This window comes from Bradyrhizobium sp. ma5 (assembly GCF_042258955.1).
Lineage (GTDB): Bacteria > Pseudomonadota > Alphaproteobacteria > Rhizobiales > Xanthobacteraceae > Bradyrhizobium.
In genome coordinates, this window is record NZ_CP170156.1 from 3031489 (window position 1) to 3054616 (window position 23128).

At 63.8% G+C, this 23128-nt stretch carries 19 protein-coding genes; 13 read left to right on the top strand and 6 right to left on the bottom strand.

The genetic code is table 11. The annotated features are described in order from the left end of the window. Positions 1–93 precede the first annotated feature (93 nt). On the top strand, positions 94–2478 hold the full coding sequence (locus tag ACE103_RS13900; protein WP_375779884.1) for an RND family transporter: 2385 nt from the start codon (positions 94–96) through the stop codon (positions 2476–2478). Positions 2479–2559: 81 nt separating this feature from the next. Here ACE103_RS13900 and ACE103_RS13905 read toward each other — a convergent pair whose 3' ends face one another. Beyond that, a complete protein-coding gene (locus ACE103_RS13905) occupies positions 2560–3063 on the bottom strand; it encodes a hypothetical protein (RefSeq protein WP_375779885.1) in 504 nt (167 codons plus the stop codon). Between the two features lie 405 nt (positions 3064–3468). Between ACE103_RS13905 and ACE103_RS13910 the strand changes: the two genes are divergently transcribed. From ACE103_RS13910 to ACE103_RS13955, 10 genes are all read left to right on the top strand, one after another. Then, the gene (locus tag ACE103_RS13910; RefSeq protein WP_223970889.1) at positions 3469–3705 is read left to right on the top strand and encodes a cysteine rich repeat-containing protein; all 237 of its coding nucleotides are present in this window, start codon (positions 3469–3471) and stop codon (positions 3703–3705) included. Positions 3706–3901: 196 nt separating this feature from the next. Continuing rightward, positions 3902–4780: a squalene synthase HpnC gene (hpnC, locus tag ACE103_RS13915; RefSeq protein WP_223970886.1), complete on the top strand. Its 879-nt coding sequence runs from the start codon at positions 3902–3904 to the stop codon at positions 4778–4780. Beyond that, positions 4777–5613 (top strand): presqualene diphosphate synthase HpnD, encoded by an 837-nt coding sequence (gene hpnD / locus ACE103_RS13920; protein WP_375779886.1) that lies wholly within the window; start codon positions 4777–4779, stop codon positions 5611–5613. Before hpnC ends, hpnD begins: the two co-directional genes overlap by 4 nt. Then, on the top strand, positions 5613–6863 hold the full coding sequence (gene hpnE / locus ACE103_RS13925; RefSeq protein WP_375779887.1) for a hydroxysqualene dehydroxylase HpnE: 1251 nt from the start codon (positions 5613–5615) through the stop codon (positions 6861–6863). The genes hpnD and hpnE overlap by 1 nt, the downstream gene beginning before the upstream one ends. Positions 6864–6929: 66 nt before the next feature. Then, the gene (shc, locus tag ACE103_RS13930; protein WP_375779888.1) at positions 6930–8891 is read left to right on the top strand and encodes a squalene--hopene cyclase; all 1962 of its coding nucleotides are present in this window, start codon (positions 6930–6932) and stop codon (positions 8889–8891) included. 71 nt (positions 8892–8962) lie between these two features. Next, positions 8963–9646 carry a phosphorylase gene (locus ACE103_RS13935; RefSeq protein WP_249788355.1) on the top strand — a complete coding sequence of 228 codons (684 nt, stop codon included), beginning with the start codon at positions 8963–8965 and terminating at the stop codon, positions 9644–9646. 362 nt (positions 9647–10008) lie between these two features. Further along, positions 10009–10653, top strand: coding sequence for a TetR/AcrR family transcriptional regulator (locus ACE103_RS13940; protein WP_375779889.1), 645 nt, complete (start codon positions 10009–10011; stop codon positions 10651–10653). Further along, positions 10650–12338: an acyl-CoA dehydrogenase family protein gene (locus ACE103_RS13945; protein ID WP_375779890.1), complete on the top strand. Its 1689-nt coding sequence runs from the start codon at positions 10650–10652 to the stop codon at positions 12336–12338. Before ACE103_RS13940 ends, ACE103_RS13945 begins: the two co-directional genes overlap by 4 nt. 13 nt (positions 12339–12351) lie before the next feature. Further along, complete coding sequence (locus tag ACE103_RS13950) at positions 12352–13194, top strand: class II aldolase/adducin family protein (protein ID WP_223970867.1); 843 nt, start codon at positions 12352–12354, stop codon at positions 13192–13194. Further along, a complete protein-coding gene (locus ACE103_RS13955; RefSeq protein ID WP_375779891.1) occupies positions 13140–14090 on the top strand; it encodes a Rossmann-like and DUF2520 domain-containing protein in 951 nt (316 codons plus the stop codon). The genes ACE103_RS13950 and ACE103_RS13955 overlap by 55 nt, the downstream gene beginning before the upstream one ends. A 71-nt stretch (positions 14091–14161) precedes the next feature. On the opposite strand, the gene hpnH is transcribed toward ACE103_RS13955, so the two are convergent. Next, positions 14162–15322 carry an adenosyl-hopene transferase HpnH gene (hpnH, locus tag ACE103_RS13960; RefSeq protein ID WP_212311112.1) on the bottom strand — a complete coding sequence of 387 codons (1161 nt, stop codon included), beginning with the start codon at positions 15320–15322 and terminating at the stop codon, positions 14162–14164. Between the two features lie 45 nt (positions 15323–15367). After that, positions 15368–16294 carry a 4-hydroxy-3-methylbut-2-enyl diphosphate reductase gene (gene ispH, locus ACE103_RS13965; protein ID WP_375779892.1) on the bottom strand — a complete coding sequence of 309 codons (927 nt, stop codon included), beginning with the start codon at positions 16292–16294 and terminating at the stop codon, positions 15368–15370. A gap of 452 nt (positions 16295–16746) precedes the next feature. Here ispH and ACE103_RS13970 point away from each other — a divergent pair, with 452 nt between their 5' ends. Further along, positions 16747–19362 carry an MMPL family transporter gene (locus ACE103_RS13970; RefSeq protein ID WP_375779893.1) on the top strand — a complete coding sequence of 872 codons (2616 nt, stop codon included), beginning with the start codon at positions 16747–16749 and terminating at the stop codon, positions 19360–19362. A 128-nt stretch (positions 19363–19490) separates the two neighbouring features. Here ACE103_RS13970 and ACE103_RS13975 read toward each other — a convergent pair whose 3' ends face one another. Continuing rightward, a complete protein-coding gene (locus ACE103_RS13975) occupies positions 19491–20147 on the bottom strand; it encodes a DUF2147 domain-containing protein (RefSeq protein ID WP_375779894.1) in 657 nt (218 codons plus the stop codon). Positions 20148–20249: 102 nt separating this feature from the next. Here ACE103_RS13975 and hpnO point away from each other — a divergent pair, with 102 nt between their 5' ends. Continuing rightward, positions 20250–21641, top strand: a complete 1392-nt coding sequence (gene hpnO / locus ACE103_RS13980; RefSeq protein WP_375779895.1) for an aminobacteriohopanetriol synthase HpnO — start codon at positions 20250–20252, stop codon at positions 21639–21641. A gap of 154 nt (positions 21642–21795) precedes the next feature. Here the strand turns inward: hpnO and ACE103_RS13985 are convergent, their stop codons facing one another. Next, a complete protein-coding gene (locus ACE103_RS13985) occupies positions 21796–22560 on the bottom strand; it encodes an anti-sigma factor family protein (protein WP_375779896.1) in 765 nt (254 codons plus the stop codon). After that, positions 22557–23114, bottom strand: coding sequence for a sigma-70 family RNA polymerase sigma factor (locus tag ACE103_RS13990; RefSeq protein ID WP_375781102.1), 558 nt, complete (start codon positions 23112–23114; stop codon positions 22557–22559). The genes ACE103_RS13985 and ACE103_RS13990 overlap by 4 nt, the downstream gene beginning before the upstream one ends. Positions 23115–23128: the final 14 nt, after the last annotated feature.

Sequence of the window (23128 nt, forward strand, 5' to 3'; positions counted from 1 at the left end):
AGGACTAGCGCCGATAAGCCGCGCTCACCCGCCTCATTCGCGCCCCTAGACCCAAGCAAGACAGATTGCGCCGTTTTCAGAACTGGACAGGGCATGCTCGAAAAGAACTCCGAAAGTCAGGTCCACGTCGAGAAGGTCGAAGAGCCGCGTTCGGGCCCCAGCATCGCGTTCGGGCTGGAGCGTATCGGCCTGATCGCGATCAAGGCGCCGGTCCTGTCAGTCATCATTCTGCTGGCGCTGATGGTCGCGGCCGTTTTCGGTATCGAGCGCATCAAGATCGACGACTCGCTCAGCCAGTTGTTCCGTTCCAATTCCAAGGATTACAAGCAGTACGAAGCGGTCACCAAACGCTTCCCGGCTACCGAGTTCGACGTGCTGGTCGTGGTCGAGGGCAAGACGCTCCTTGCGCGCCAGAACCTCGAAAAGATCCGCGACATGGTCACCGACCTGCAACTGGTCGAGGGCGTGCGCGGTCTGGTCTCGCTGTTTTCGGCGCGCCAGGCGCCCGAGCCCGGCAAATTGCCAGCCGCGCTGTTCCCGACCGAGCTGCCGCAAGGCGCCGCCTACGACAAATTCGTCGAGACCGTCAAATCCAACGAGATCATTCGCGGCAAGCTGCTGTCCGAGGACGGCACGCTGGCGCTGATCGTACTGTCGCTCGAGCCTGAGGTTGTCGGCAGTAACAAGCTCAGCAAGGTCGTCGCGGACATGAGAAAGATCATGGCCGATGATCTCAGCGGCAGCGGGCTCAACGCCCAGCTTTCCGGCGTCCCGGTCATGCAGCTCGAAATCCGCAACGCGGTCAAGCGCGACGGGCTGACTTACAATATCCTCGGCATTCTGGCTGGCTGCATCATCGCCATCATCTTCTTCCGCAAGATATCGTTCATGGTGATCGCCGCGTTCCCGCCGATCATTGCGATCCTGCTCGCGCTCGGCGGCCTCGGCTGGGCCGGCTTCAACCTCAACATGTTCCTGAACGTGATGACGCCGCTCATCATGGTGATCAGCTTCTCCGACTCGATGCAGCTGACGTTTGCGGCACGCGACCGCCTGATCGCCGGCCAGGACAAGTACACTGCGTTCAGGAATGCGGTGATGGTGGTCGGTCCGGCTTGCGTGCTGACGCATGGCACCGCCGGCATCTCGTTCATCGCGCTGCAATTCTCGGATTCCGACCTGATCCGCAAATTCGGCGAGGCCGGGCTTGCAGCGACCATCATTGCGCTGATCGCGGTGCTCTCGCTGGTGCCTGCATTCGGAATGCTTCTGGTACGCAACGAAAAAGTATTCGCGGTAAAATTCCAGGGCGCCGACGCCGGCGTCCAGGCGCTGCGCAATTTCTGCTACTGGATCGCGGTGCGCATGGTGGGCCGTCCCGGGATGTTCAGCCTGATCGCGGTGATCGTGGTCGGCGGGCTTGGCGTCATCTACGCCAATCTCGAGCCGCGCTACCGGCTCGCCGACCAGGTTCCGGACAAGCGGCAGGCGGTGGCGGCGTCGAGCCGGCTCGACGCCAAGCTGACCGGCGCCAATCCGGTCGATGTGCTGATCGAATTCCCCAAGGGCGAATCGCTCTACTCGCCGGAGACCCTGAAGACGATCGCCGACGTCCACGCGATGGTCGAAACCGCGGCGGGTGTCGGCAACGTCTGGTCGCTGGAGACCCTGCGCCGTTGGCTCGCCGAAAAGGCCGGCAGTAATGACGTCGCAACGCTGAAGGAATATGTCGGCGTGATTCCCGAGCATCTGGTGCGCCGCTTCATCTCGGCGGATCAGGATGCGGTCGTGGTGTCGGGCCGGGTCCCGGATCTCGACTCGAGCCAGCTGCTTCCGGTCGTGAACAAGCTGGATAGCTCGCTGGACAAGGTGCGCGCCGAGCATCCCGGCTACGAGATTGCGGTCACCGGCTTGTCGGTGATCGCCGCGCGCAACAGCGCCAACATGATCGAAAAACTGAACCGTGGCCTGACCGTCGAATTCCTGCTGGTGGCGGTTTTCATCGGCCTGGCGTTCCGCTCGGTGGTGGTGATGTTCTCGTGCATCCTGCCCGGCATCTTCCCGGTGGTGCTGTCAGGCACCGTGCTGTGGTTGCTCGGGGAGGGGCTGCAATTCGCCAGCGTCGTGGCGTTGACCGTGTCGTTCGGCCTCGGGCTGAGCGCCACCATCCACTTCCTCAATCGCTTGCGGCTCGAGACCAAGCCCGGTGTGACACCGGAGCTTGCGGTGGAGCGCGCCACGGTCCTGGTCGGCCCGGCGCTGATCCTGACCACGGTGGTGCTGGCCTGCGGCCTCGTCGTCACCGTGTTCTCCGACCTGCCGTCGCTGCGGCTGTTCGGCTGGCTCAGCGCGTTCTCGATGGTCGCGGCCTTGGTCGCGGACCTGTTCATCCTGCGTCCGACCTCGATGTTCCTGATCAACCTGTCGCAAAAGTTGCGCGGCAAGGGCGGGCAACCGGTGCCGATCGAGAAGGCCTGATTGACCGAAAACAAAAGGCCCGGTTCCGAAGCGTTCGGAACCGGGCCTTTTTTTGTTCGCGCGTGAAATCGCTCGGGAACGTCAGGTCTTCGTCATCGTAATCGTGACGCCGCGGATCTCGCCCTTGGAGTCGATCTGCACCACCTGCTTGGAGCCGTTGGTCTGCAGGTTCAGGTTTGCGGCAAAGCCGGACGCCTCGACAAACACGTCGATCCGGCCGCCACCCGCGGTGCCCTGCAAATTGCCGAAGATGTTGCGGCTCGCCTCGCTCCAGTTGCCGGAGATCCGGTCGCCCTGGCTGGTGACGTCGCTGGAAAGGTCGAACTTGTAGCTGTCGCTCGCACAATGCAGCGACTGCTTCAGGTTCATGCCCGATGGCGCGACCTTGTAATCCGCCTTGCAACGAATGCGTTCGGTCGTGCCGTTGGACAACGCCACCGTGCCCGTTCCGGTCCACGAGCCGGCAAAACCGGCAAATGGACCATTGGCCTGGGCATGGACTGCGGAGGCGGACAGCATCAGTGCGGCGCCGACGGCCACAGCTCTGAGGGCCTGACCATAAAGGCTGGAACCAAACAGTTTCATTGTGAATTTTCCCATCAAAATCAACGCCTCTGTCGGAAGAAAGCGTCTCGCCGCATCGAAGGTTTAGTGTCACCCAAGAATGTTAGGTTCAAACGACAGAAGCCGCGCGCGCGAGCCCTGTTGTCAACGAACAGAATCGGAAACCGTTGCCCCCTTGATGGCATCTAGCTTTGCGCGAGTGCGATCCGCAATACCCAAACGCGACAAAGTGATGGCATGAATCGTTGTTGTAATTCAATAGCTTAGGCGGGGGTTTACAGCGCCGCAAATTTAGCCGCATTTAGCAGTGCTTGTCGTCAATCCGTTGCCGCGTTACGTGGCGTCTGCAATCCTCAAAATCCGTCCCGGCCATGCCGAAACGCGTTTCGGGAACAGATTTTCTGCTGTCGGAAATGAAGGAATACGATGCGTAAATTTCTCCTGGCTGTTGCCCTGTTGTCGATCCCGCTCTCGTCCAGCGCCTTCGCCCAGCAGCAAGGGCGCGGTACGCCCGATGAGCAGAAGGCCTGCACGCGCGACGTGCAGCGTCACTGCCGCTCCGTCATCGATCAGGGCGATTTCACCATTCTTGCCTGCCTGCAGCAGAACCGCAGCAAGATCAGCGCCGCCTGCGACCAAGTGCTGAAGAGCCACGGCCAATAAGACCGGATTCAGGTCTCAAGGGACCGCTATCGACACCGCGGCTGGCAGTCATGCCGGCCGCGGCCGCATATGCTGGCGGTCACAGATAGCATTGGTTTTGGTGGCGTATTCCCCTATATGGGGCTCGCAAATCCCCCGCATGCGCCTGACCGTCCGCGCCTGCGTCGTGCCATGACCAGTGTAGTCTAAATTTCCCATGACCACCGCGAGCGACCTGCGATCCGGAAAGACCCACCGCGACGAGAATTTTCCGGTCGCGTCGTGGATCATTCATCCGCGGCATCGTGCCCTGATTCTGGCCTTCTATAATTTCGTCCGCACTGCCGACGATATCGCCGATCACGCCACGCTGCCGCCTGCGGAGAAGCTGCGCTATCTCGACCTGATGGAGGCCGAGCTGCTCGGCAATGGCGATAGCCAGAAGGAAGCGGTCAGCCTGCGCCGCGCTTTCGCCGAGCGCGGCATGGCGCCGCGGCATGCGCTCGACGTGCTGGTGGCGTTCCGCCTCGATGTCACCAAGCTGCGCTACGAAAACTGGGACGACGTGATCGACTATTGCCGCTACTCGGCGATGCCGGTCGGGCGCTTCATGCTCGACGTGCATGGCGAGGATATTTCGACCTGGGCGGCGTCGGACGCGCTCTGCGCCGGCTTGCAGATCAACAATCACCTGCAGGACTGCGGCAAGGACTATCGGAACCTGAACCGCGTCTACCTGCCGCGCGATGCGCTGGCCGCTGCGGGTGCGTCCGTCGAGATGCTCGGCGAGGCGAAGTCGCAGCCGGCCCTGCTCAAATGCCTGCAGGCGCTCGCGGTGCGCACCGAGGCGCTGCTCGACCAGAGCAAGTCGCTCGCCGCCGAAGTGAAGGATTTCCGGCTCGGGCTCGAGATCTCGGTGATCCAGGCGTTCGCCGACAAGATCGTCAACATGCTGAAGGTGCGCGACCCGCTCAGCGAGCGCGTGCATCTGGGCCCGGTCGAATTGCTGCTGCAGAGCCTTGGCGGCGTTGCCGGCGAGACGGCGCGGCGGGCGATCGGACGGCGTGCGGTCTCCAAGACGGCGGCAGGGGCATGAGTGCTGAGGCGGCGGCCAACGCAAATTACGGAAGCGCCGCGTCGGGCAGCTCGTTCTATGCCGCGATGCGCATCCTGCCGCACGCGCAGCGCGAGGCGATGTTCCAGATCTACAGCTTCTGCCGGCAGGTCGACGACATCGCCGATTCCGATGGTCCGCGACCGGAGCGCCTGGCCGCCTTGCAGCAGTGGCGCGACGATATCGATGCGCTGTATGCGGGACGTCCGCCGGAGCGGCTGAAGGACTATGTCGCGTCGGTGAAGGCCTTCGGCCTGAAGCGCGAGGATTTCGTCGCGATCGTCGACGGCATGGAGATGGACGTGCCGCAGGACATCCGCGCGCCGGATCTTGCGACGCTCGACCTGTATTGCGATCGCGTCGCGAGCGCGGTCGGCCGGCTGTCGGTGCGCGTGTTCGGCCTGCCCGAGGAGGACGGCATCGAGCTCGCGCATCACCTCGGCCGTGCGCTGCAGCTCACCAACATCCTGCGCGACATCGACGAGGATGCCGGTCTCGGCCGGCTCTATCTGCCGCGCGAATGGCTCTGGCACGCCGGCATCACCAACAACGACCCGGACCGCGTCACCGCCGATCGCGCGCTGCCGAAAGTCTGTGCGCCGCTTGCTGAGCGTGCCAAGATGCACTTCCAGAAGTCCGACGAGATCATGAAGCGCAATTCGCGCCGCGCCGTGCGCGCGCCGCGGATCATGTCGAAATACTACCGCGCGATCCTCGATCTCCTGATCGCGCGCGGTTTCGCCGCTCCACGTGAGCCGGTGCGTGTGTCCAAGGCAGCCAAGATCGGCATTCTTCTTCGTTACGCGATCATCTGATGCAAAAGACCGTTCATATCATCGGTGCCGGTATTTCCGGCCTCTCCGCAGCCGTGCGGCTCGCCAATGGCGGCTACAAGGTCGCCGTCCACGAGGCGACGCAGCAGGCCGGCGGCCGCTGCCGCTCCTATTTCGACGCGGCCACCAATCTCACCATCGACAACGGCAACCATCTGCTGCTGTCGGGTAACCGCCACGCGCTGAGCTACGCGCGTTCGATCGGCACCGAGGCGGGGCTCGTGGGACCTGCGCGCGCGCAGTTTCCGTTCGTCGATCTGGCCTCCGGCCAGCGCTGGCAGCTCGACCTCGGCGATTCCCGCCTGCCGCTGTGGGTGTTCGACGAGGCGCGCCGCGTCCCGGACACCGGTCTGCGCGATTATCTCGCATTGGCGCCGCTGGCCTGGGCCAGCACCGAAGCGCTGGTCGGTAACACGATTCCCTGCAAGGGCACGCTGTATGACCGCCTGGTGCAGCCGCTGCTGCTCGCCGCATTGAACGTCGATCCGCCGGAGGGCTCGGCCGGGCTTGCCGGCGCCATCGTGCGCGAGACTCTGCTCGCCGGCGGTCAGGCCTGCCGTCCGCTGGTCGCACGTGACGGCCTGAGCTCGGTGCTGATCGAGCCGGCCGTGAAGCTGCTGCAGGAGCGGGGCCACAGCGTCCAGTTCAGTCACGAATTGCGTACGCTTGGCATGTCCGGTGATCGCATCAGTGAGCTCGACTTCGGCGGTGGCGACAAGATCACGCTGGCGGCCGACGATGCCGTCGTGCTCGCGGTGCCACCGCGCGCCGCGGCAACCCTGCTGCCCGGCCTGAAAACCCCGACCAAATTCCGCGCTATCGTGAATGCGCATTTCCGCGTCGATCCGCCGCGCGACGCCGCGCCCATTCTCGGCGTGGTCGGCGGCCTCGTGGAGTGGCTGTTCGCGTTCCCGCAGCGGCTGTCGGTGACGATCAGCAACGGCGACCGCCTGGTCGACATGCCGCGCGAGGAGCTCGCGCAGGCGATCTGGCGGGATATCTGCAAGGCATCCGGCGTTTCCGGCGACCTGCCGCCGTGGCAGGTCGTGCGTGAGCGCCGCGCCACATTTGAGGCGACGCCGGAACAGAACGCCCTGCGTCCGGGGCCCGCGACGGCGCAAAAAAACCTGTTCCTTGCCGGCGACTGGACTGCTACCGGGTTGCCGGCAACCATCGAGGGGTCGGTGCGCTCGGGTGATCGCGCCGCAGATCTGGTTCTGGCCAAGCGCTAGATTCGACTTGTTAAGCGGCCGCGGCTTTCGATCAGCCGGTCCGCAATGAAGAGGATATCGAGCGAAATGCTTTCGAGAGATCACAGCGTTGCAGTCGACCCGGTCGCGCTGGAGAAGAGCATCTCCAAGGCAACCGAAGCGCTGCTCGGCTATCGCCAGTCCGACGGACACTGGGTGTTCGAGCTCGAGGCCGACAGCACCATTCCGGCCGAGTACATCCTGCTGCGTCACTATCTGGCCGAGCCCGTCGATGCCGCGCTCGAGGCCAAGATCGGCAACTATCTGCGCCGCGTGCAGGGCGCGCATGGCGGCTGGCCGCTGGTGCAAGATGGCCCGTTCGACATGAGCGCCAGCGTGAAGTCGTACTTCGCGCTCAAGATGATCGGCGATTCCGTCGACGCGCCGCACATGGTGCGGGCGCGCGAAGCGATCCGTTCGCGCGGCGGAGCTTCCGGTAGCAACGTGTTCACGCGCTTCCTGCTTGCGCTCTATGGCGTCGTGACCTGGCGCGCAACGCCGGTGCTGCCGATCGAGATCATGCTGCTGCCGATGTGGTCGCCGTTCCACATCAACAAGATCTCCTATTGGGCGCGCACCACTATGGTGCCGCTGATGGTGCTCGCCGCGCTGAAGCCGCGCGCCAAGAATCCGAAGGGCGTCGGCATCGACGAATTGTTCCTGGAGGATCCGAAATCGGTCCGCATGGCGCCGAAGGCGCCGCATCAGAGCGCGAGCTGGTTCTATCTGTTCCGCTCGCTCGACGCCGTGCTGCGCGTGATCGAGCCGATGTTTCCGAAGCGCCTGCGCCAGCGCGCGATCGACGCCGCGCTCGCCTTCACCGAGGAGCGGCTGAACGGCGAAGACGGCATGGGCGCGATCTATCCGCCGATGGCCAACATCGTTATGATGTATGAGGCGCTCGGCAAGGACGAGAGTTTTCCGCCGCGCGCCATCACCCGCCGCGGTATCGACAAGCTGCTGGTGATCGGCGAGCACGAGGCCTATTGCCAACCCTGCGTCTCGCCGGTGTGGGACACCGCGCTGACCTGTCACGCGCTTCTGGAAGCGGGCAGCGACGATACGTTCGCCAAGGCCAAGCAGGGTCTCGATTGGCTGAAGCCGCGCCAGGTGCTGGAGCTGAAGGGCGATTGGGCGGTCAAGGCGCCGGACGTCCGTCCCGGCGGCTGGGCGTTCCAGTACAACAACGACCACTATCCCGATCTCGACGACACCGCCGTGGTGGTGATGGCGATGGATCGCGCGCGGCGCCATACCGGATCCGGGGAATATGACGAGGCGATCGCGCGTGGCCGCGAGTGGATCGAGGGGTTGCAGAGCCGCGACGGCGGCTGGGCGGCGTTCGACGTCAACAACCTCGAATATTACCTCAACAACATCCCGTTCTCCGATCACGGCGCCTTGCTCGATCCGCCGACCGAGGATGTCACCGCGCGCTGCATCTCGATGCTGGGCCAGCTCGGCGAGACCGCCGAGAGCAACAAGGCGATGGCCGACGGTATCGCCTATCTGCGCCGCACCCAGCTCGCCGAGGGTTCCTGGTACGGCCGCTGGGGCCTGAATTACGTCTACGGCACCTGGTCGGTGCTCTCCGCGCTAAATGTCGCAGGGGTCGATCGGAACGACCCGATGATTCGGAAAGCGGTCGATTGGCTGGCGTCGGTCCAGAATCAGGACGGCGGCTGGGGCGAGGACGCCGTCAGCTACCGGCTGGATTACAAGGGTTATGAAGTTGCGCCGTCGACCTCCTCGCAAACGGCATGGGCCTTGCTTGGATTGATGGCGGCCGGAGAGGTCGAAAATCCCGCTGTTGCGCGGGGGGTGGAGTACCTAAAGGCAACACAGACGGAAAAAGGGCTGTGGGACGAGCAGCGATACACAGCTACGGGGTTTCCGCGGGTATTTTACTTGCGATATCATGGCTACTCGAAGTTCTTTCCGCTCTGGGCGCTGGCGCGGTATCGGAATTTGAGAAGCACCAATAGCAGGGTGGTAGGGGTCGGGATGTGATTGTTGAGGCGGGGGCCGCCGAGACCGTGGGCAGTAGAATTGATCCTCGGCCGGTATTGATTGTGACTGGATTGGTGCAGGAGGCCCGCATCGCAGCCGGTCCCGGCATGATCGTGATCTGCAGCTCGAGCGATCCGCAGCAGCTGCGTGAATTGCTGGCGACGCTGGATCCGACGAGCTTCCGCGGCGTGATTTCGTTCGGCGTGGCCGGCGGGCTCGATCCGTCGCTGAAGTCGGGCGACGTCGTGGTTGCGACCGAGGTGATGTCCGGCGATACCCGTTTCCTGGCGGCGTCCGCCCTGAACGAAGAGATGATCGCCAGCGCCGCGCTGAAGCGCCGCAGGATCGTCCGCGGCGGGCTTGCCGGCGTCGAAGAGGTGATCGCGGCGAAGGCCTGCAAGGCCGCGCTGCGCTCGATGACGGGCGCAGCCGCAGTCGACATGGAAAGCCATATTGCGGCAGCCTATGCTGCGAAGGCGGGCGTTCCGTTCGCCGCGCTGCGCGTGATCAGCGATCCCGCGCACCGGGCGCTGCCCGAGCTTGCGAAATCCGCGGTGAAGCCGAACGGCGACATCGACCTGCGCAAGGTGCTGCGCGGCATCGTGCGCAATCCGCGGACGCTGCGGGCGCTGGTGTCGACCGGTATCGATTTCAATCGCGCGCTGCGCTCGCTGCGCAGCTGCCGCGGCTTCCTGCTCGGCAATGACGTGCTGATGCCGGTGGCAGATGTCCTGATCACGGCCAAGGCGGCCTGATCCAACTGTCCCGGGCCGGACGCTCGCCGGACCTGGCTCAAACACTCAAGCTCAAGAACAAAGGCCCGATCGCACCGCGATCGGGCCTTTTGCTTTGTGGCCAATGGTTTGGCTCGAAGCCACGCCGGTTGTGGTTCCGGGTATTCGGCGAGTGATGTGCCGGGCGTCCGTTGTTGGCTTGCGGGCGCGTCACCCTTGAGGCCCGATTCTCCGACGATCATTGGTCCTGCAATCCAGCCGCAGCGTTGGCGGGCGGTGTGCGCCGTCCTGCGACCTCGGGCCGCCCCGTGGGCGCGCTTGGCAGAAACCGTAATTCAATCGACTATGAATTATGATCCTGCATTCATGAATAAAGGTTCACTATGGCAATCGCTGCGGTTCGCCTCAACCAGCTCGTCGAGACCAAGGCCCGCATTCTGGATGCCGCCAAGGAGGCGGTGGCGCTGAGTGGGTGGAAGGACGCCCAGATCGCCCTGATCGCCTCACGGGCCGGCGTGGCCACGGGCAGCGTGTACCGCTACTTCGACTCGAAGGCTGACCTGTACGCGCAGGTGCTGGCCCTGGTTTCCGAGCGCGAGGTGGCCGTTGTCGCCGCGATCGTCGAGGCGGAGGGATCTGCGTCCCAGTGTCTGGTGGACGCGATCTACACCTTCGCGGTCCGGGCGATGCGCGGCCGCCGTCTGGCCTATGCGCTGATCGCCGAACCCTGCGAGCCCGAGATCGATGCGGCGCGCCTGAAATACCGGGCGGCCCTGGCCGATCAGATCGCAAGGCTGGTCCGGCGTGGCATCGCCGACGGCGAGTTCGTCGAGATTGATGCGAATGTCGCGGCATCCTGCGTGGCCGGCGCTTTCATGGAGGCGCTGGTTGGTCCGCTGGCGCCCGAAGCAGCCCCGGACTCCGACGCGGCAAAGGCGATCGCACAATCGATCGCGGGGCTTTCCGCGCGCATGCTGTTTCGCAATCCCACGCCAGAATTGACCCCTGTATCGAGAGTCTCCGCATGAATGCGTGTGTCCAGCCGGTCGCCGCCTCGGAAGCGAAAGCCGCTCCATTTGCGACCCATGAGGTCCGCAACCAGGCGCGGCCAGCCACCGGCTTCAACGCGTTCGATGACGACCGCGCGTTGAGCGCCCTGATCGCAAAGATCGTACCGTGGGCAAGAGACAAGCTTTCTGCGCTCGGCGCGCACGCCGGCAGCGAAGCCGTGCAGGACGCCGCGCGGCTTGCCAACGAGCACGAGCCGAAGCTCCTGACCCATGACCGGTATGGCAACCGCAACGATTGGGTCGAATTTCATCCGGCGTGGCATCAATTGATGGCGCTGGCGTTCCAGAGCGAGGTCCATAGCCTGGCCTGGTCGACGCGCGAGTCAGATGGCCATCTGGCGCGCGCGGCGCTGAGCTATCTCTGGAATCAGATCGAGAACGGCGTCGGTTGCCCCACCGGGATGGCATACGCCGCAATCGCCGGGTTTTCCGGCAAACCGCAATTCAGTCTGTGGCGGGAACGAACGTTGGCGGCGGACTACGATCCGCGCCGGCTTCCGATCGAGGCCAAGCGCGCGGCGGTGATCGGCTATGCGATGACCGAGAAGCAGGGCGGCTCCGATCTGCGTGAGACCCAGACCACCGCGCGCTTCGTCGAGCGCGGCGCGCATGGCGAGATCTATGCGATCACCGGCCACAAATGGTTCTTCTCAGTGCCGGTCGCCGATGGATTCTACACGCTGGCGCGCACCCAATCCGGTGTCAGTTGCCTGTTCGTGCCGCGCCTGTTGCCGGATGGCAGCGCCAACCGCATCCACATTCAGCGCCTGAAGGACAAATGCGGCAACCGTTCGAACGCGTCGAGCGAGATCGAGTATCACGAGACGTGGTCGATCCTGGTCGGCGAGGAAGGCCGCGGCATCGCGGAGATCCTTTCGCATGCGCATTTGACGCGGCTGGATTTCGCGGTCGGTTCCGCCGGACTGCTGCGGCAGGCGTTGAGCCTGGCACTGAACCACGCGCAAACGCGAACGGCATTTGGCAAGCCGATGGCCGAGCTCCCGATGCAGCGCAACGTGCTTGCCGATCTCGCAATCGAGAGCGAAGCGGCGATGCTGGGCGCATTTCGCGTCGCGCGTGCGACCGACGGCCTGCAGACGAGCGACCACGAGCGGCTGCTGGCGCGGGTCGCCACTCCCGTGGTGAAGTTCTGGAATTGCCAGCGTGCGCCGGCCTTCACCTATGAGTGCCTGCAGGTGCATGGCGGCAACGGCTTCATCATGGAGAATGCGATGGCGCGGCTCTATCGCGAGGCGCCTTTGAACTCGATCTGGGAAGGCACCTCCAACATGATGTGCATGGACGTGCTGCGCGCCATGCAACGGGATGCAAATTGCCGGGACGCGTTCGTCGACGAACTGCGCGCGAGCAAGGGCCTCAATCCGCTCTATGACCGGTGCACGGACGACCTCGCGGATCGCATGCTGGCACGATATCCGGACGATGGGCATGCGAGGGCGCTCGTCACCCGCATGGCGCATGCGTTGCAGGCTGCCGAGATGTTGAGGCACAGCGACGCCGCTGCCGCCGATCTGTTCGTGCAATCCAGGCTTGGCGCGGACGGGATGCATGTGTTCGGCGCGCTTCCGTCGTCGGAAGGCCTTGGCAACGTCGTCGAACGCGCCTCCGTCATCCGCCACTAAGGGTCCCAGTCATATGCGTCAGACCGAAGTTTGTGCCGTCAACGACGTCAGGGCGATGGTCGGGGAAGCGGAGTGGGCGATGCGGGTCGATCTCGCGGCGTGCTACCGCCTGGTCGCGCTCTATGGAATGACCGACCTGATCTACAACCACATCAGCGCGCAAATCCCGGGCCATGATGATCAGTATCTGATCAATCCGTACGGCATGCTTTACGAGGAGATCACGGCGTCGAGCCTCGTCAAGATCGACATCGAGGGCCGGACCTTGCTGCAGCCCGACCACGGCTACAACGTCAACGTGGCCGGCTTCTATCTGCATGCTCCGATCCATCGCGCGCGGCCCGACGTGAAATGCGTTCTGCATACCCACACCCGGGCAGGCACGGCGGTCAGCACGCTTGCCGAGGGGCTGCTGCCGCTGTCGCAGACGGCAATGCGGTTTCACGGGCGGATCGGCTATCACGATTTCGAGGGGCCGGCGATCGACCGCGACGAATGCGACCGGGTCGTCGCCGATCTCGGCCGCAACAACGTGCTAGTGTTGCGCAATCATGGCCTCCTGGTCTGCGGCAACACGATTCCGCAGGCGTTCAATGCGATCTACTGGCTCGAGCAGGCCTGCCGGATCCAGGTCGATGCGCTCGGTTGTGGCCGGCCGCTGCACGCCCCGAGCGAACTGGCGATCGGCAACACGGTGACCTGCTTTGCCGGCACCGAGATCACGCTCGACAATGAGCGCGACACCAATCCGGTGCTGAATGAATCGGCGCAAAACCTGCAAGCCGGTTACGGGCTGCTGGAATGGCCGGCGCTGCGGCGCAGGCTCGACCGCATCGACGGGAGCTACGCGCAATGAGCACGTCGCAGGCCTCGTTGCGGATCGGCTTCATCGGTGCCGGCCGCGTCGCGCAGACGCTCGCGCCGGCGTTTGCCCGCGCGGATCTGGACGTCGCGGCCTTCTACAACCGCGGTCCCAATGCCGCGCAGCGTCTCGGATCCCGCATCCCGTCGGCACGGCCGATGACCGATGCGCAACAGGTCGTGGACAACTGCGACATGGTCTTTCTCACGGTGAGCGACGACGCAATCCTGCCGGTCTGCCGCGGTCTGCGCTGGGAGCCGCGTCACCGCGTGGTCCATTGCAGCGGCGCGACCGAACTGGCCGCGCTCGACCATGCGCGGTCCGCGGGCGCAGCAACCGGCGGATTTCATCCGATGCAGATGTTTGCAAATCCCGACGTCGCGCTTGAGGGGCTGCGCGGATGCACCGTCGGCATCGAGGCTGAAGGCGACTTCCGGCACGACCTCGAGCGGCTCGCCACCAGCATCGGGTGCGAGCCGCTGGCGCTGCCGGCCGGTGTGCGCGCGATCTATCATGCCTCGGCCTACTATGTCGGCCCATTCCTAATCTCTCTGCTCAAGGAAGGCGTCGATCTCTGGAAAAGCTTTGGCGCCAGCGAGGCCGACGCGCTGCGCGCCATGATGCCGCTGCTGCGGGGCACGGTCGCAGCCGTTCTCGACGGTGGCCTCGCCAACGGCATGGGTGGCTGCGTGGCGCGCGGCGACGTTGGAACGATCGTCAAGCACCTGCGGGCCCTGGACGAGCGCTTTCCCGCCTCGGGCGCGCTGTATCGCGAACTGGCTCTGCGCAATGTCCCGCTCGGGATCGAGCGTGGCACACTCAGCGCTCCGCGCGCCGCAGAGATCGAACAGTTGCTGCTCCGAACCAGGCGAGAGCAGGCGGCATCCTGATCCAAGAAAAAAGGGCCCCGGTTCGCTGAACCGAGGCCCTTGTTCGTTCTGCAGTCCGCTCACATGGAGCTTTACGCGGCGCTGGAAGCCTTCTGCTGCTGCTTGGCGGCGGCAGCCGCGGCCTCGTCGCGACGGATATCCGAAAGCTTCTTCTCGACCTGCTCGGCGAAGATGTACTGCGCCGGACGCTGCTTCGACATGTCGATCTCCGGCGCCATCGGGCCAGTGGTCTTGATGCCGCGCAGCGCAACCCACATCGCCTTCAGCGGATTGTTGATCGCAGCGGTCGCCGCGGTCGGCTCGTAGCCGCAATGGGCCATACAGTCGGCGCACTTCTCGTACTTGCCGGTGCCGTAGGTCTCCCAATCGGTGGTGTCCATCAGTTCCTTGAAGGTCTTGGCGTAGCCTTCACCGAGCAGATAGCAGGGCTTCTGCCAGCCAAAGATGTTGCGCGCGGGCATGCCCCAGGGCGTGCACTCGTATTCCTGGTTGCCGGCGAGGAAGTCGAGGAACAGGCCGGAATGCATGAAATTCCACTTCTTGCCCTTGCCGAGCGCAAAGACGTCGCGGAACAGCTTCTTGGTCTTGGTGCGGTTGAGGAAGTGCTCCTGGTCGGGCGCACGCTCATAGGCGTAACCCGGCGACATCGAGACGCCGACGCCGAGCTCGGTGGTGAAGTCGAGGAATTTGGCGATCTCCTCGGCCGGATGGCCGTCGAAGATGGTGGCGTTGACGTTGACCGTGAAGCCGCGCGCCTTCGCAGCCTTGATCGCGGAGACGGCGCGATCGAACACGCCCTTCTGCGACACCGCCTTGTCGTGATGGTCCTTCAGGCCGTCGAGATGCACCGAGAAGAACAAATAGGGCGACGGCTCGAACAGATCGAGCTTCTTCTCGAGCAGCAGCGCATTGGTGCACAGCGAGACGAACTTCTTGCGCGCCACGAGGCCGCGCACGATCTCGCCGATCTCCTTGTGGATTAGCGGCTCGCCGCCCGGGATCGCCACCATCGGTGCGCCGCATTCATCGGCCGCGTCCCAGCATTCCTGCGCGGTCATGCGGCGATTGAGGATCGCATCGGGATAATCGATCTTGCCGCAGCCGACGCAGGCGAGGTTGCAACGGAACAGCGGTTCGAGCATCAGCACGAGCGGATAGCGTTTGCGGCCAAGCAGCTTCTGCTTGATCAGATAACCGCCGATACGCATTTCCTTGAAGAACGGTATAGCCATTAGACGATTTTCTTTCTGCACTTATCAAAGGGAATTGGGTTCAGATCAGCCCGCAGTCAGTTCGGCCGGCAGCCGGAATTCGATATTCTCTTCGCGGCCCGGAACGACCGAGACCGATACCGGTCCGATGCGCCGCAGGGCCTCGATGACATCGTCGACCAAAACTTCAGGTGCCGATGCACCCGCCGTGATGCCGACGGCCTTCGCATCCTTCAGCCAATCCGGGTTGAGCTCGCTCCCATCGGCAATGAGATAACTCGCGACGCCAACCTCGGTGCCGATCTCACGAAGCCTGTTCGAGTTGGAACTATTGGCGGCCCCCACCACCAAAATGACGTCCACCAGCTTACTCAGGTCCCTTACCGCAGATTGGCGGTTCTGTGTCGCATAGCAGATATCCCTGATGTCCGGGCCTTGAATATCTGTAAATTTTGCCTGAAGGGCCGCGATGATGTCCCTGGTGTCGTCCACGGACAGGGTGGTCTGGGTGATATAGGCGACCGGAGCGTCGGTCGGCAGCCGCAATTCCGCCACATCCTGAACGCTCTGGACCAGCAGGACCGGCCCCGGAACCTGCCCCATGGTTCCCTCGACCTCAGGATGCCCGGCATGCCCGATCAGGATCAGGGCGCGGCCCCTCGAGATATAGCGTTTGCCCTGGTTGTGGACCTTGGTGACGAGCGGGCAGGTGGCATTGAGCACGGGCAGGTCGCGGGCCTCCGCCTCCTCCTCGACGCTCCTGGCGACGCCATGGGCACTGAAGACGGTCACCGCCTTGGCCGGCACTTCCGACAGGTCCTCGACGAAGATCGCGCCCTTCTTCTTCAGGCTTTCGACCACGTATTTGTTGTGAACGATCTCGTGGCGGACATAGACGGGCGAGCCATACTTCTGCAGCGCGCGTTCGACGATTTCGATCGCGCGCACAACGCCCGCGCAAAAGCCGCGCGGCTGGGCAAGAAACACTTCCATAGGTCGTCCGTTACGCAAATTGCACCAATCTCATTCCATGCCCTGCGGCCTTTTCGGCAACGCACTCCGCCCGGTCGGACGCCGCAACTTCAGTTGCAATGTCCGCACCATCTCAGGTCCTGCACGTGATCCGCGCCCTCAAGAGCATGGAAATACAGGGATTTGTGGCAAAAAGGTAGCGCTTCGAGCGGATGAGTAGCCAGCTAGGTGCGGGCACGGAGGTAATATAGTGTGGATTTCGGGTCCTGCGACCGTCCGTCTCCCTCACTTGTTCGTCACTTTATCGCCCACTCCTGCGGTCTATACCGGCGACTCGTGGCCGTTCCTGTGGTTTGGAACCTCTTCGCATCTCGTCGGCGAAGGTAACCAAAACAACATTAGATCGGTCCCCGGAACTCCGCTACAGAGCGGGCGTTTTCGGCCATGCTTCCCCGAGATTAGAAAGAAACGAAGTGCTGACAAATATTGTCGTCTCCGTTGTTAGGACCTGTACGCGTTTTGCCCTTCCGGTTGTCATTCTCGCTGTGCTGCTGTCGATCGGCGCCGGCTTCTATACGGCCCGCAATTTCTCGATCAATACCGACATTAACAAGCTGATCTCGCCCGATCTGGACTGGCGCAAGCGTGACAACCAGTTCGAGGAAGCCTTTGACCGCGAGCGGTTGATCCTGGCCGTCGTCGAGGCAGCGACGCCCGAGCTGACCAGCTCGGCCGCGAAGGCGCTCACCGCGAAGCTGCAAGCCGATAAGAAGAACTTCGAGGCGATCACCGCGCTCGGCTCCGGCGAATTCTTCGAGAGGAACGGCCTGCTGTTCCTGCCGACCGAAGAGGTTGGCAAGGTCACGGGCCAGCTCGAATCGGCCGCGCCGCTGATCGAGATCATGGCCGGCGACCCTTCGATCCGCGGGCTGACCGGTGCGCTCGAGACCGGCCTTGCCGGCGTCAAGCGCGGACAGGTCAAGCTCGACAATGCCGCGCCGCCGTTCAACCTGATCTCCGAGACCGTCGAGACCATCCTCGCCAAGGGCAGCGCGACCTTCTCATGGCGTGAGCTCACCAGCGACAAGCCGCTGACCGATTCGGACAAGCGCGCCTTCATCGAGATCAAGCCGATCATCGACTATTCGGCGCTGGAGCCGGGCAAGGGCGCGACCGACGCGATCCGGCAGGCGGCCGCCGATCTGAAATTCCCGACTGAATATCACGCGCGCGTTCGCCTGACCGGACCCGTGCCGATCGCCAACGAGGAATACGCCACCGTGCAGGACGGCGCGATCACCAACGGCATCGGCACCGTGGTGATCGTGCTGATCATCCTCTGGCTGGCGCTGCACTCCGGCAAGATCATCTTCGCCGTGTTCGTCAACCTGTTCATCGGTCTTGCGCTCACCACGGCGGTCGGCCTGATGATGGTTGGATCGCTGAACCTGCTCTCGATCGCTTTCGCGGTCTTGTTCATCGGTCTCGGTGTCGATTTCGGCATCCAGTTCAGCGTTCGCTACCGCTCCGAGCGCTTCAAGAACGACAATCTGACGCTCGCGCTCGAGAACGCTGCGCGCCGCTCGGCGGTGCCGCTGTCGCTTGCGGCGATGGCGACGGCCGCCGGCTTCCTCTGCTTCCTGCCGACCGATTACAGAGGCATCTCCGAGCTCGGCAAGATCGCCGGCGCCGGCATGCTGATCGCATTCCTCACCAGCATCACGGTGCTGCCGGCGCTGCTCGATCTGCTCAATCCGCCCGGCGAGAAGGAAGCGGTCGGCTACGCCTTCCTGGCCCCCCTCGACCACTTCCTGGAAAAGCACCGCATCCCGATCATCGTCGGCACGATCCTGATCTCCGTCGCTGGTTTGCCACTGCTCCACTACATGAAGTTCGACTTCAACCCGATCAACCTGCGCAGCGCGAAGGTGGAATCGATCGCGACCTTCCTCGACTTGCGGAAGGATCCGAACACCGGTGCCAACGCCATCAATGTGATGACGCGCTCGGAAGCCGACGCCAAGAAGATCGAGGCCAAGCTCGAGAAGCTGCCGGAAGTGTCGCGCGTGGTGTCGCTCGACAGCTTCGTGCCTGACGACCAGCCGGCCAAGCTGAAGCTGATCGCGCAGGCGGCCAAGACGCTCAACCCGGCACTCAATCCGGATTCGGTCGATCCTGCGCCGTCCGATCAGGAGAATGTCGAGTCGCTGAAGAGCTCGGTCGACAGCCTGCGCAGGACCGCGGGCGACGGCAAGGGGCCGGGCGCGGTTGCCGCGCGCCGGCTCGCCGACGCGCTGCAGAAGCTCGCCGATTCGAACCAGGCGATCCGCGACAAGGCGCAGGACGTCTTCGTCGCACCGATGAAGATCGTATTCGACCAGCTCAAGAACACGCTGCAGGCCCAGACCGTCACGTTGCAGAACCTGCCGCCGGAACTGGTCGCGAGCTGGAAGACCAAAGATGGCTTGATGCGCGTCGAGGCGGAGCCGAAGGGCGATCCGAACGACAACGACAATCTGCGCCGCTTTGCCGACGCTGTGCTCGTTGCCGAGCCGACCGCAATCGGTGGACCGATTTCAATTCTGAAATCCGGCGATGTCGTCGTCGACGCATTCATTCACGCCGGCATTCTGGCGCTTGTGGCGATCAGCGTGCTGTTGTGGCTGGCATTGCGCCGCGTCGTCGACGTGTTGCTGACGCTGGTGCCGCTGCTGGTTGCCGGCATCGTCACGCTGGAGATCTGCGTGCTGATCGGGCTGCCGCTCAACTTCGCCAACATCGTCGCGCTGCCGCTGCTGCTCGGCGTCGGCGTCGCGTTCAAGATCTACTATGTCACGGCGTGGCGCCAGGGCAGGACAAACCTGCTGCAATCGAGCCTGACGCGCGCGATCTTTTTCAGCGCGCTGACCACGGCGACCGCGTTCGGCAGCCTGTGGCTGTCAAGCCATCCCGGCACCGCGAGCATGGGCAAGCTGCTCGCGCTCTCGCTCGTCACCACGCTGGCGGCAGTGTTGCTCTTCCAGCCGGCGCTGATGGGCAAGCCGCGCGAGGTCGGCAAAGAGGAGGATATCGCCAACGACGTCACCTGACGCCTAGGCGGTTCGTTTTCGATCCGGCTTGGCGGCAGGTGCCGCCGAGCCGTGATTTCAGACCGAGCGATCCAGTCATCCCGGCGCGCGCGTGAGCATCTGTGCTCTCGCGCGCGATCTCACATCCGCTAGTGCGTCGGTCGCGCGATGTCCGGCAGCAGGCAGATATCGCCCACGACGTCAGCAGACGCATTGGCACTGCCTGGGGCATTAGCTGCTTGCTTTTGACCCGGCTTGGCGGCAGGCGCCACGGCGCCGGTGGTCTTCTGCGGTGCTGCCGATTTGGGCAGGGCACCCTTCGCTGCCGGGCTGCCGGCGACAGGCGGGTTGCCGGCGACGCTCATGGGGATCGGCGGACCGACGCGGGTCCAGGTCTCGCCGCCGCACAGGAAGCCGAGCACGCAGCCCTGGATCTCTAGCTGATCGGTGCCGACGGGCTTGATGGTTGAGCTGTAGAGCTGGCCGTCCTTCGCGTTGTAGACTTGGCCTTCCCACGCGTCGGTGCCGGCCTTCTTCTTCATGTCGATCAGGATCGGCATACCGAGCGTCGGCCTAGTTTGCTTCGCAGGATCAGGATTGTTCTTATCCTTGCCGCCGGGGGTTTTTTCCCAGGACACAGCACCCCACATGTTGCCATTACACTGGGCGACGCGGATGGTGGCGACACCGTCTGCGACCTTCCAGTCGCCGGTCGGGTCCGCTGCAAATGCCGGTGACAATACGGTGGCCAAAAATAAACCTGAAAAGGCTATTGTACGCGCGAAAGTTCTTGGGCAGTGCAACATGGTCCAAACCTGTGCTTATCTAGACGATCCGAGCGGGGGTCAAAACGCCGCTAGCGAGCGTTTTAAGTTGACGAGATGGCCATCAACCGACGTATGTAACGAATGGTAAGTTCCAATTTAGACGTTTCCGAGATATTTGTGGAGCGCGAGGGGCAGCGCGGTGCCATGCACACGCGTCACCTCAACGAGCAGCTCGTTCGCGTCCTCAAGACCATCGGCTACGACGTCGGCTTCCAGAAGGGGCAAGGCCAATACCTCTTCGATCGTCAGGGGGCTCGTTACCTCGATCTATTGAGCGGATTTGGCGTTTTTGCGATTGGCCGCAATCATCCGGACCTCCGCAAGGCGCTGAAGAGCGTGCTCGACGCCGATCTGCCGAATCTGGTGCAGCTCGACGTCTCGACGCTGGCCGGCGTGCTCGCGGAACGGCTTCTGGAGTATGTCCCATATCTGGACAAGGTGTTTTTTGCTAATTCCGGTGCCGAAACCGTCGAAGCGGCGATCAAGTTCGCGCGCGGCGCCACTGGCCGTCCCGGTATCGTCTATTGCGGGCATTCGTTCCACGGCCTGTCCTACGGCGCGCTGTCGCTGACAGATGATTCGAATTTCCGCAGCGGCTTCGAGCCGCTGCTGCCGGGCTGCACCGCGATCCCCTACAACGACCTTGAGGCGCTCGAGAAAGCGCTGTCGTCGCGCCAGGTCGGCGCGTTCATCGTCGAGCCGATCCAGGGCAAGGGCGTCAACATGCCCACCGACGAGTTCCTGCCAGGCGCGCTGGCGCTGTGCCGCAAATACGGCACGCTGTTCATCGCCGACGAGATCCAGACCGGCATCGGCCGCACCGGCAAGTTCCTCGCGATCGAGCATTGGGGCATCGAGCCCGACATGGTGCTGCTGGCGAAGGCGCTCTCCGGCGGCCACGTGCCGATCGGCGCGCTGCTGACGCGCAAGAACATCTTCGACAAGATCTTCAACCAGATGGATCGCGCCGTCGTGCATGGCTCGACCTTCGCCAAGAACGATCTGGCGATGGCTGCCGGTATCGCGACGCTCGATGTCATCAAGGCCGAGAAGCTCGTCGAGAACGCCGCCAAACGCGGCGCCGAGCTCCGCCTTGCGCTGACGCGCATGGTGCCCGGCTATGAATTGATGAAGGAAGTCCGCGGCAAGGGCCTGATGATCGGCGTCGAGTTCGGTCCGCCGAAATCGCTGCGGCTCAAGGCGTCGTGGAATCTGCTGGAGACCGCCAACAAGGGCCTGTTCTGCCAGCTGATCACGGTGCCGCTGTTCAAGGATCACAAGATCCTGACCCAGGTCGCCGGCCACGGCCTCCACACCATCAAGCTGCTGCCGCCGCTCATGATCACCGAAGAGGATTGCGGCTGGATCGAGAAGTCGTTCGACGACGTGATCGCCGGCAGCCACAAGGTGCCCGGCGCGATCTGGTCGCTCGGCAAGACGCTGGTCGACAACGCGGTGCGCAAGTCGGCGTAGGCTCGAACCCGTAGCTGCGTAGGGCGGATTAAGCCCAATGGGTCCGCGCAAAGCGCGGCCCGATGACAGGCTCCGGCGTAATCCGCCGACAGTTGCAGCCGGCGAGAGACTTGTGGCGGGTTACGCTGCGCTAACCCGCCCTACAAATCCACAATCACCCTTCCTTGTTGGCGTGCATCGCGCTCTCGAACTTGTCGCCGAACTCCGTCAGCTCGTCCGCGCCGAGATCGCTGACCGCCCAGTAATTCAGGCCGCGGTCGCTCCAGCGCCGGATGTTGAAGCCCTGCAAGGTCGAGATCTTCGCCGACTTCCGTTCGGTGCTCGCGGTCTGCGCCACGAATAAATTGATGACGTGCTGGCGGCGCTTGTAGACCACCGCGCCGATCTCGCGGGCGTTGACGTAGTCGAGCCGGCCGCCGATCAGGGTAAAGCCCTGCGCGGTGAGATCGATCACCGGTGGCGAGACGTCGAGCTTGCCGTTGAACCAGGGCTTGACCGTATGCTGATCGGTCGAGACCACGTCGATCAGGTGCCCGGCCTGCAGCGAGCGCAGATGCGCCGACACCACCTCGTTCTCGACGCGCTGCTCGTCGTCGTTGCGCAGCACGATCGCGACGAGGCCGGTCGCGGCCATCGCCGACACGGCGGAGCCCATCGCGAAGCCGCGCAGCACCGAGCGCCGGGTCGGCGCCGCCTGCGGCTGCGGCAAGGCCTTCTCGATCTTGCGGCGGAGCTCGAGCGGCGCCTTGTAGCGCACGTCGCTTTCGGCGATCGCCTGGCGGATCTCCTGATATTCCTTCATCAGGGCGGCGCAATGCGCGCAACCCTCGATATGGGCTTCCACTTCGCGTGCATGGCCGGCGTCGAGTTCGCCGTCGATCAACGCGTGGACCAGCACTTCGGCTTCCTCGCAGTTCATTTCACTTGCTCCTGTTCCGCGAGCCAAGCCGATCGCAGCATGGCGCGGGCGCGTGCGAGACGGGACATCACGGTGCCGACAGGCACGGCGGCGACATCGGCGATCTCGCGGTAAGAAAGATTCTGGATTTCCCTGAGCACAAAGGTCTCACGGAACGGCTCGGCGAGCGCCGCAACCAGCTTGCGCACGGTGTCGCCGTCGAAACGGCGCAGCAGCTGCTTTTCCGGTGTCTCCGGCGCCTCATTCCACAGCGGGGTCTGATCGCCGCCCTCGGGCAGCTCCTCGACCGCGGTGGGAGCGGTCTTGCGGCGGGCAAATTCGGCGCGGCAGACATTGCGCAGGATCGCAAACAGCCACGGCTTCATCGCGGGTCCACGGTAGCTGTCGAAATGCTTGAAGGCGCGCAGATAGCATTCCTGCACCGCATCTTCTGCGTCGGCGGAATCGCGCAACAAATAGCGTGCCAGGGTGTAGGCGTCGTCAAGGTACGGCAGCGCGGCTTCGCGAAAGCGCCGCGCCTTTTCGGGATCGTCTTGCGACGCTTTGACAACCATCGTGTCCTGCCCGG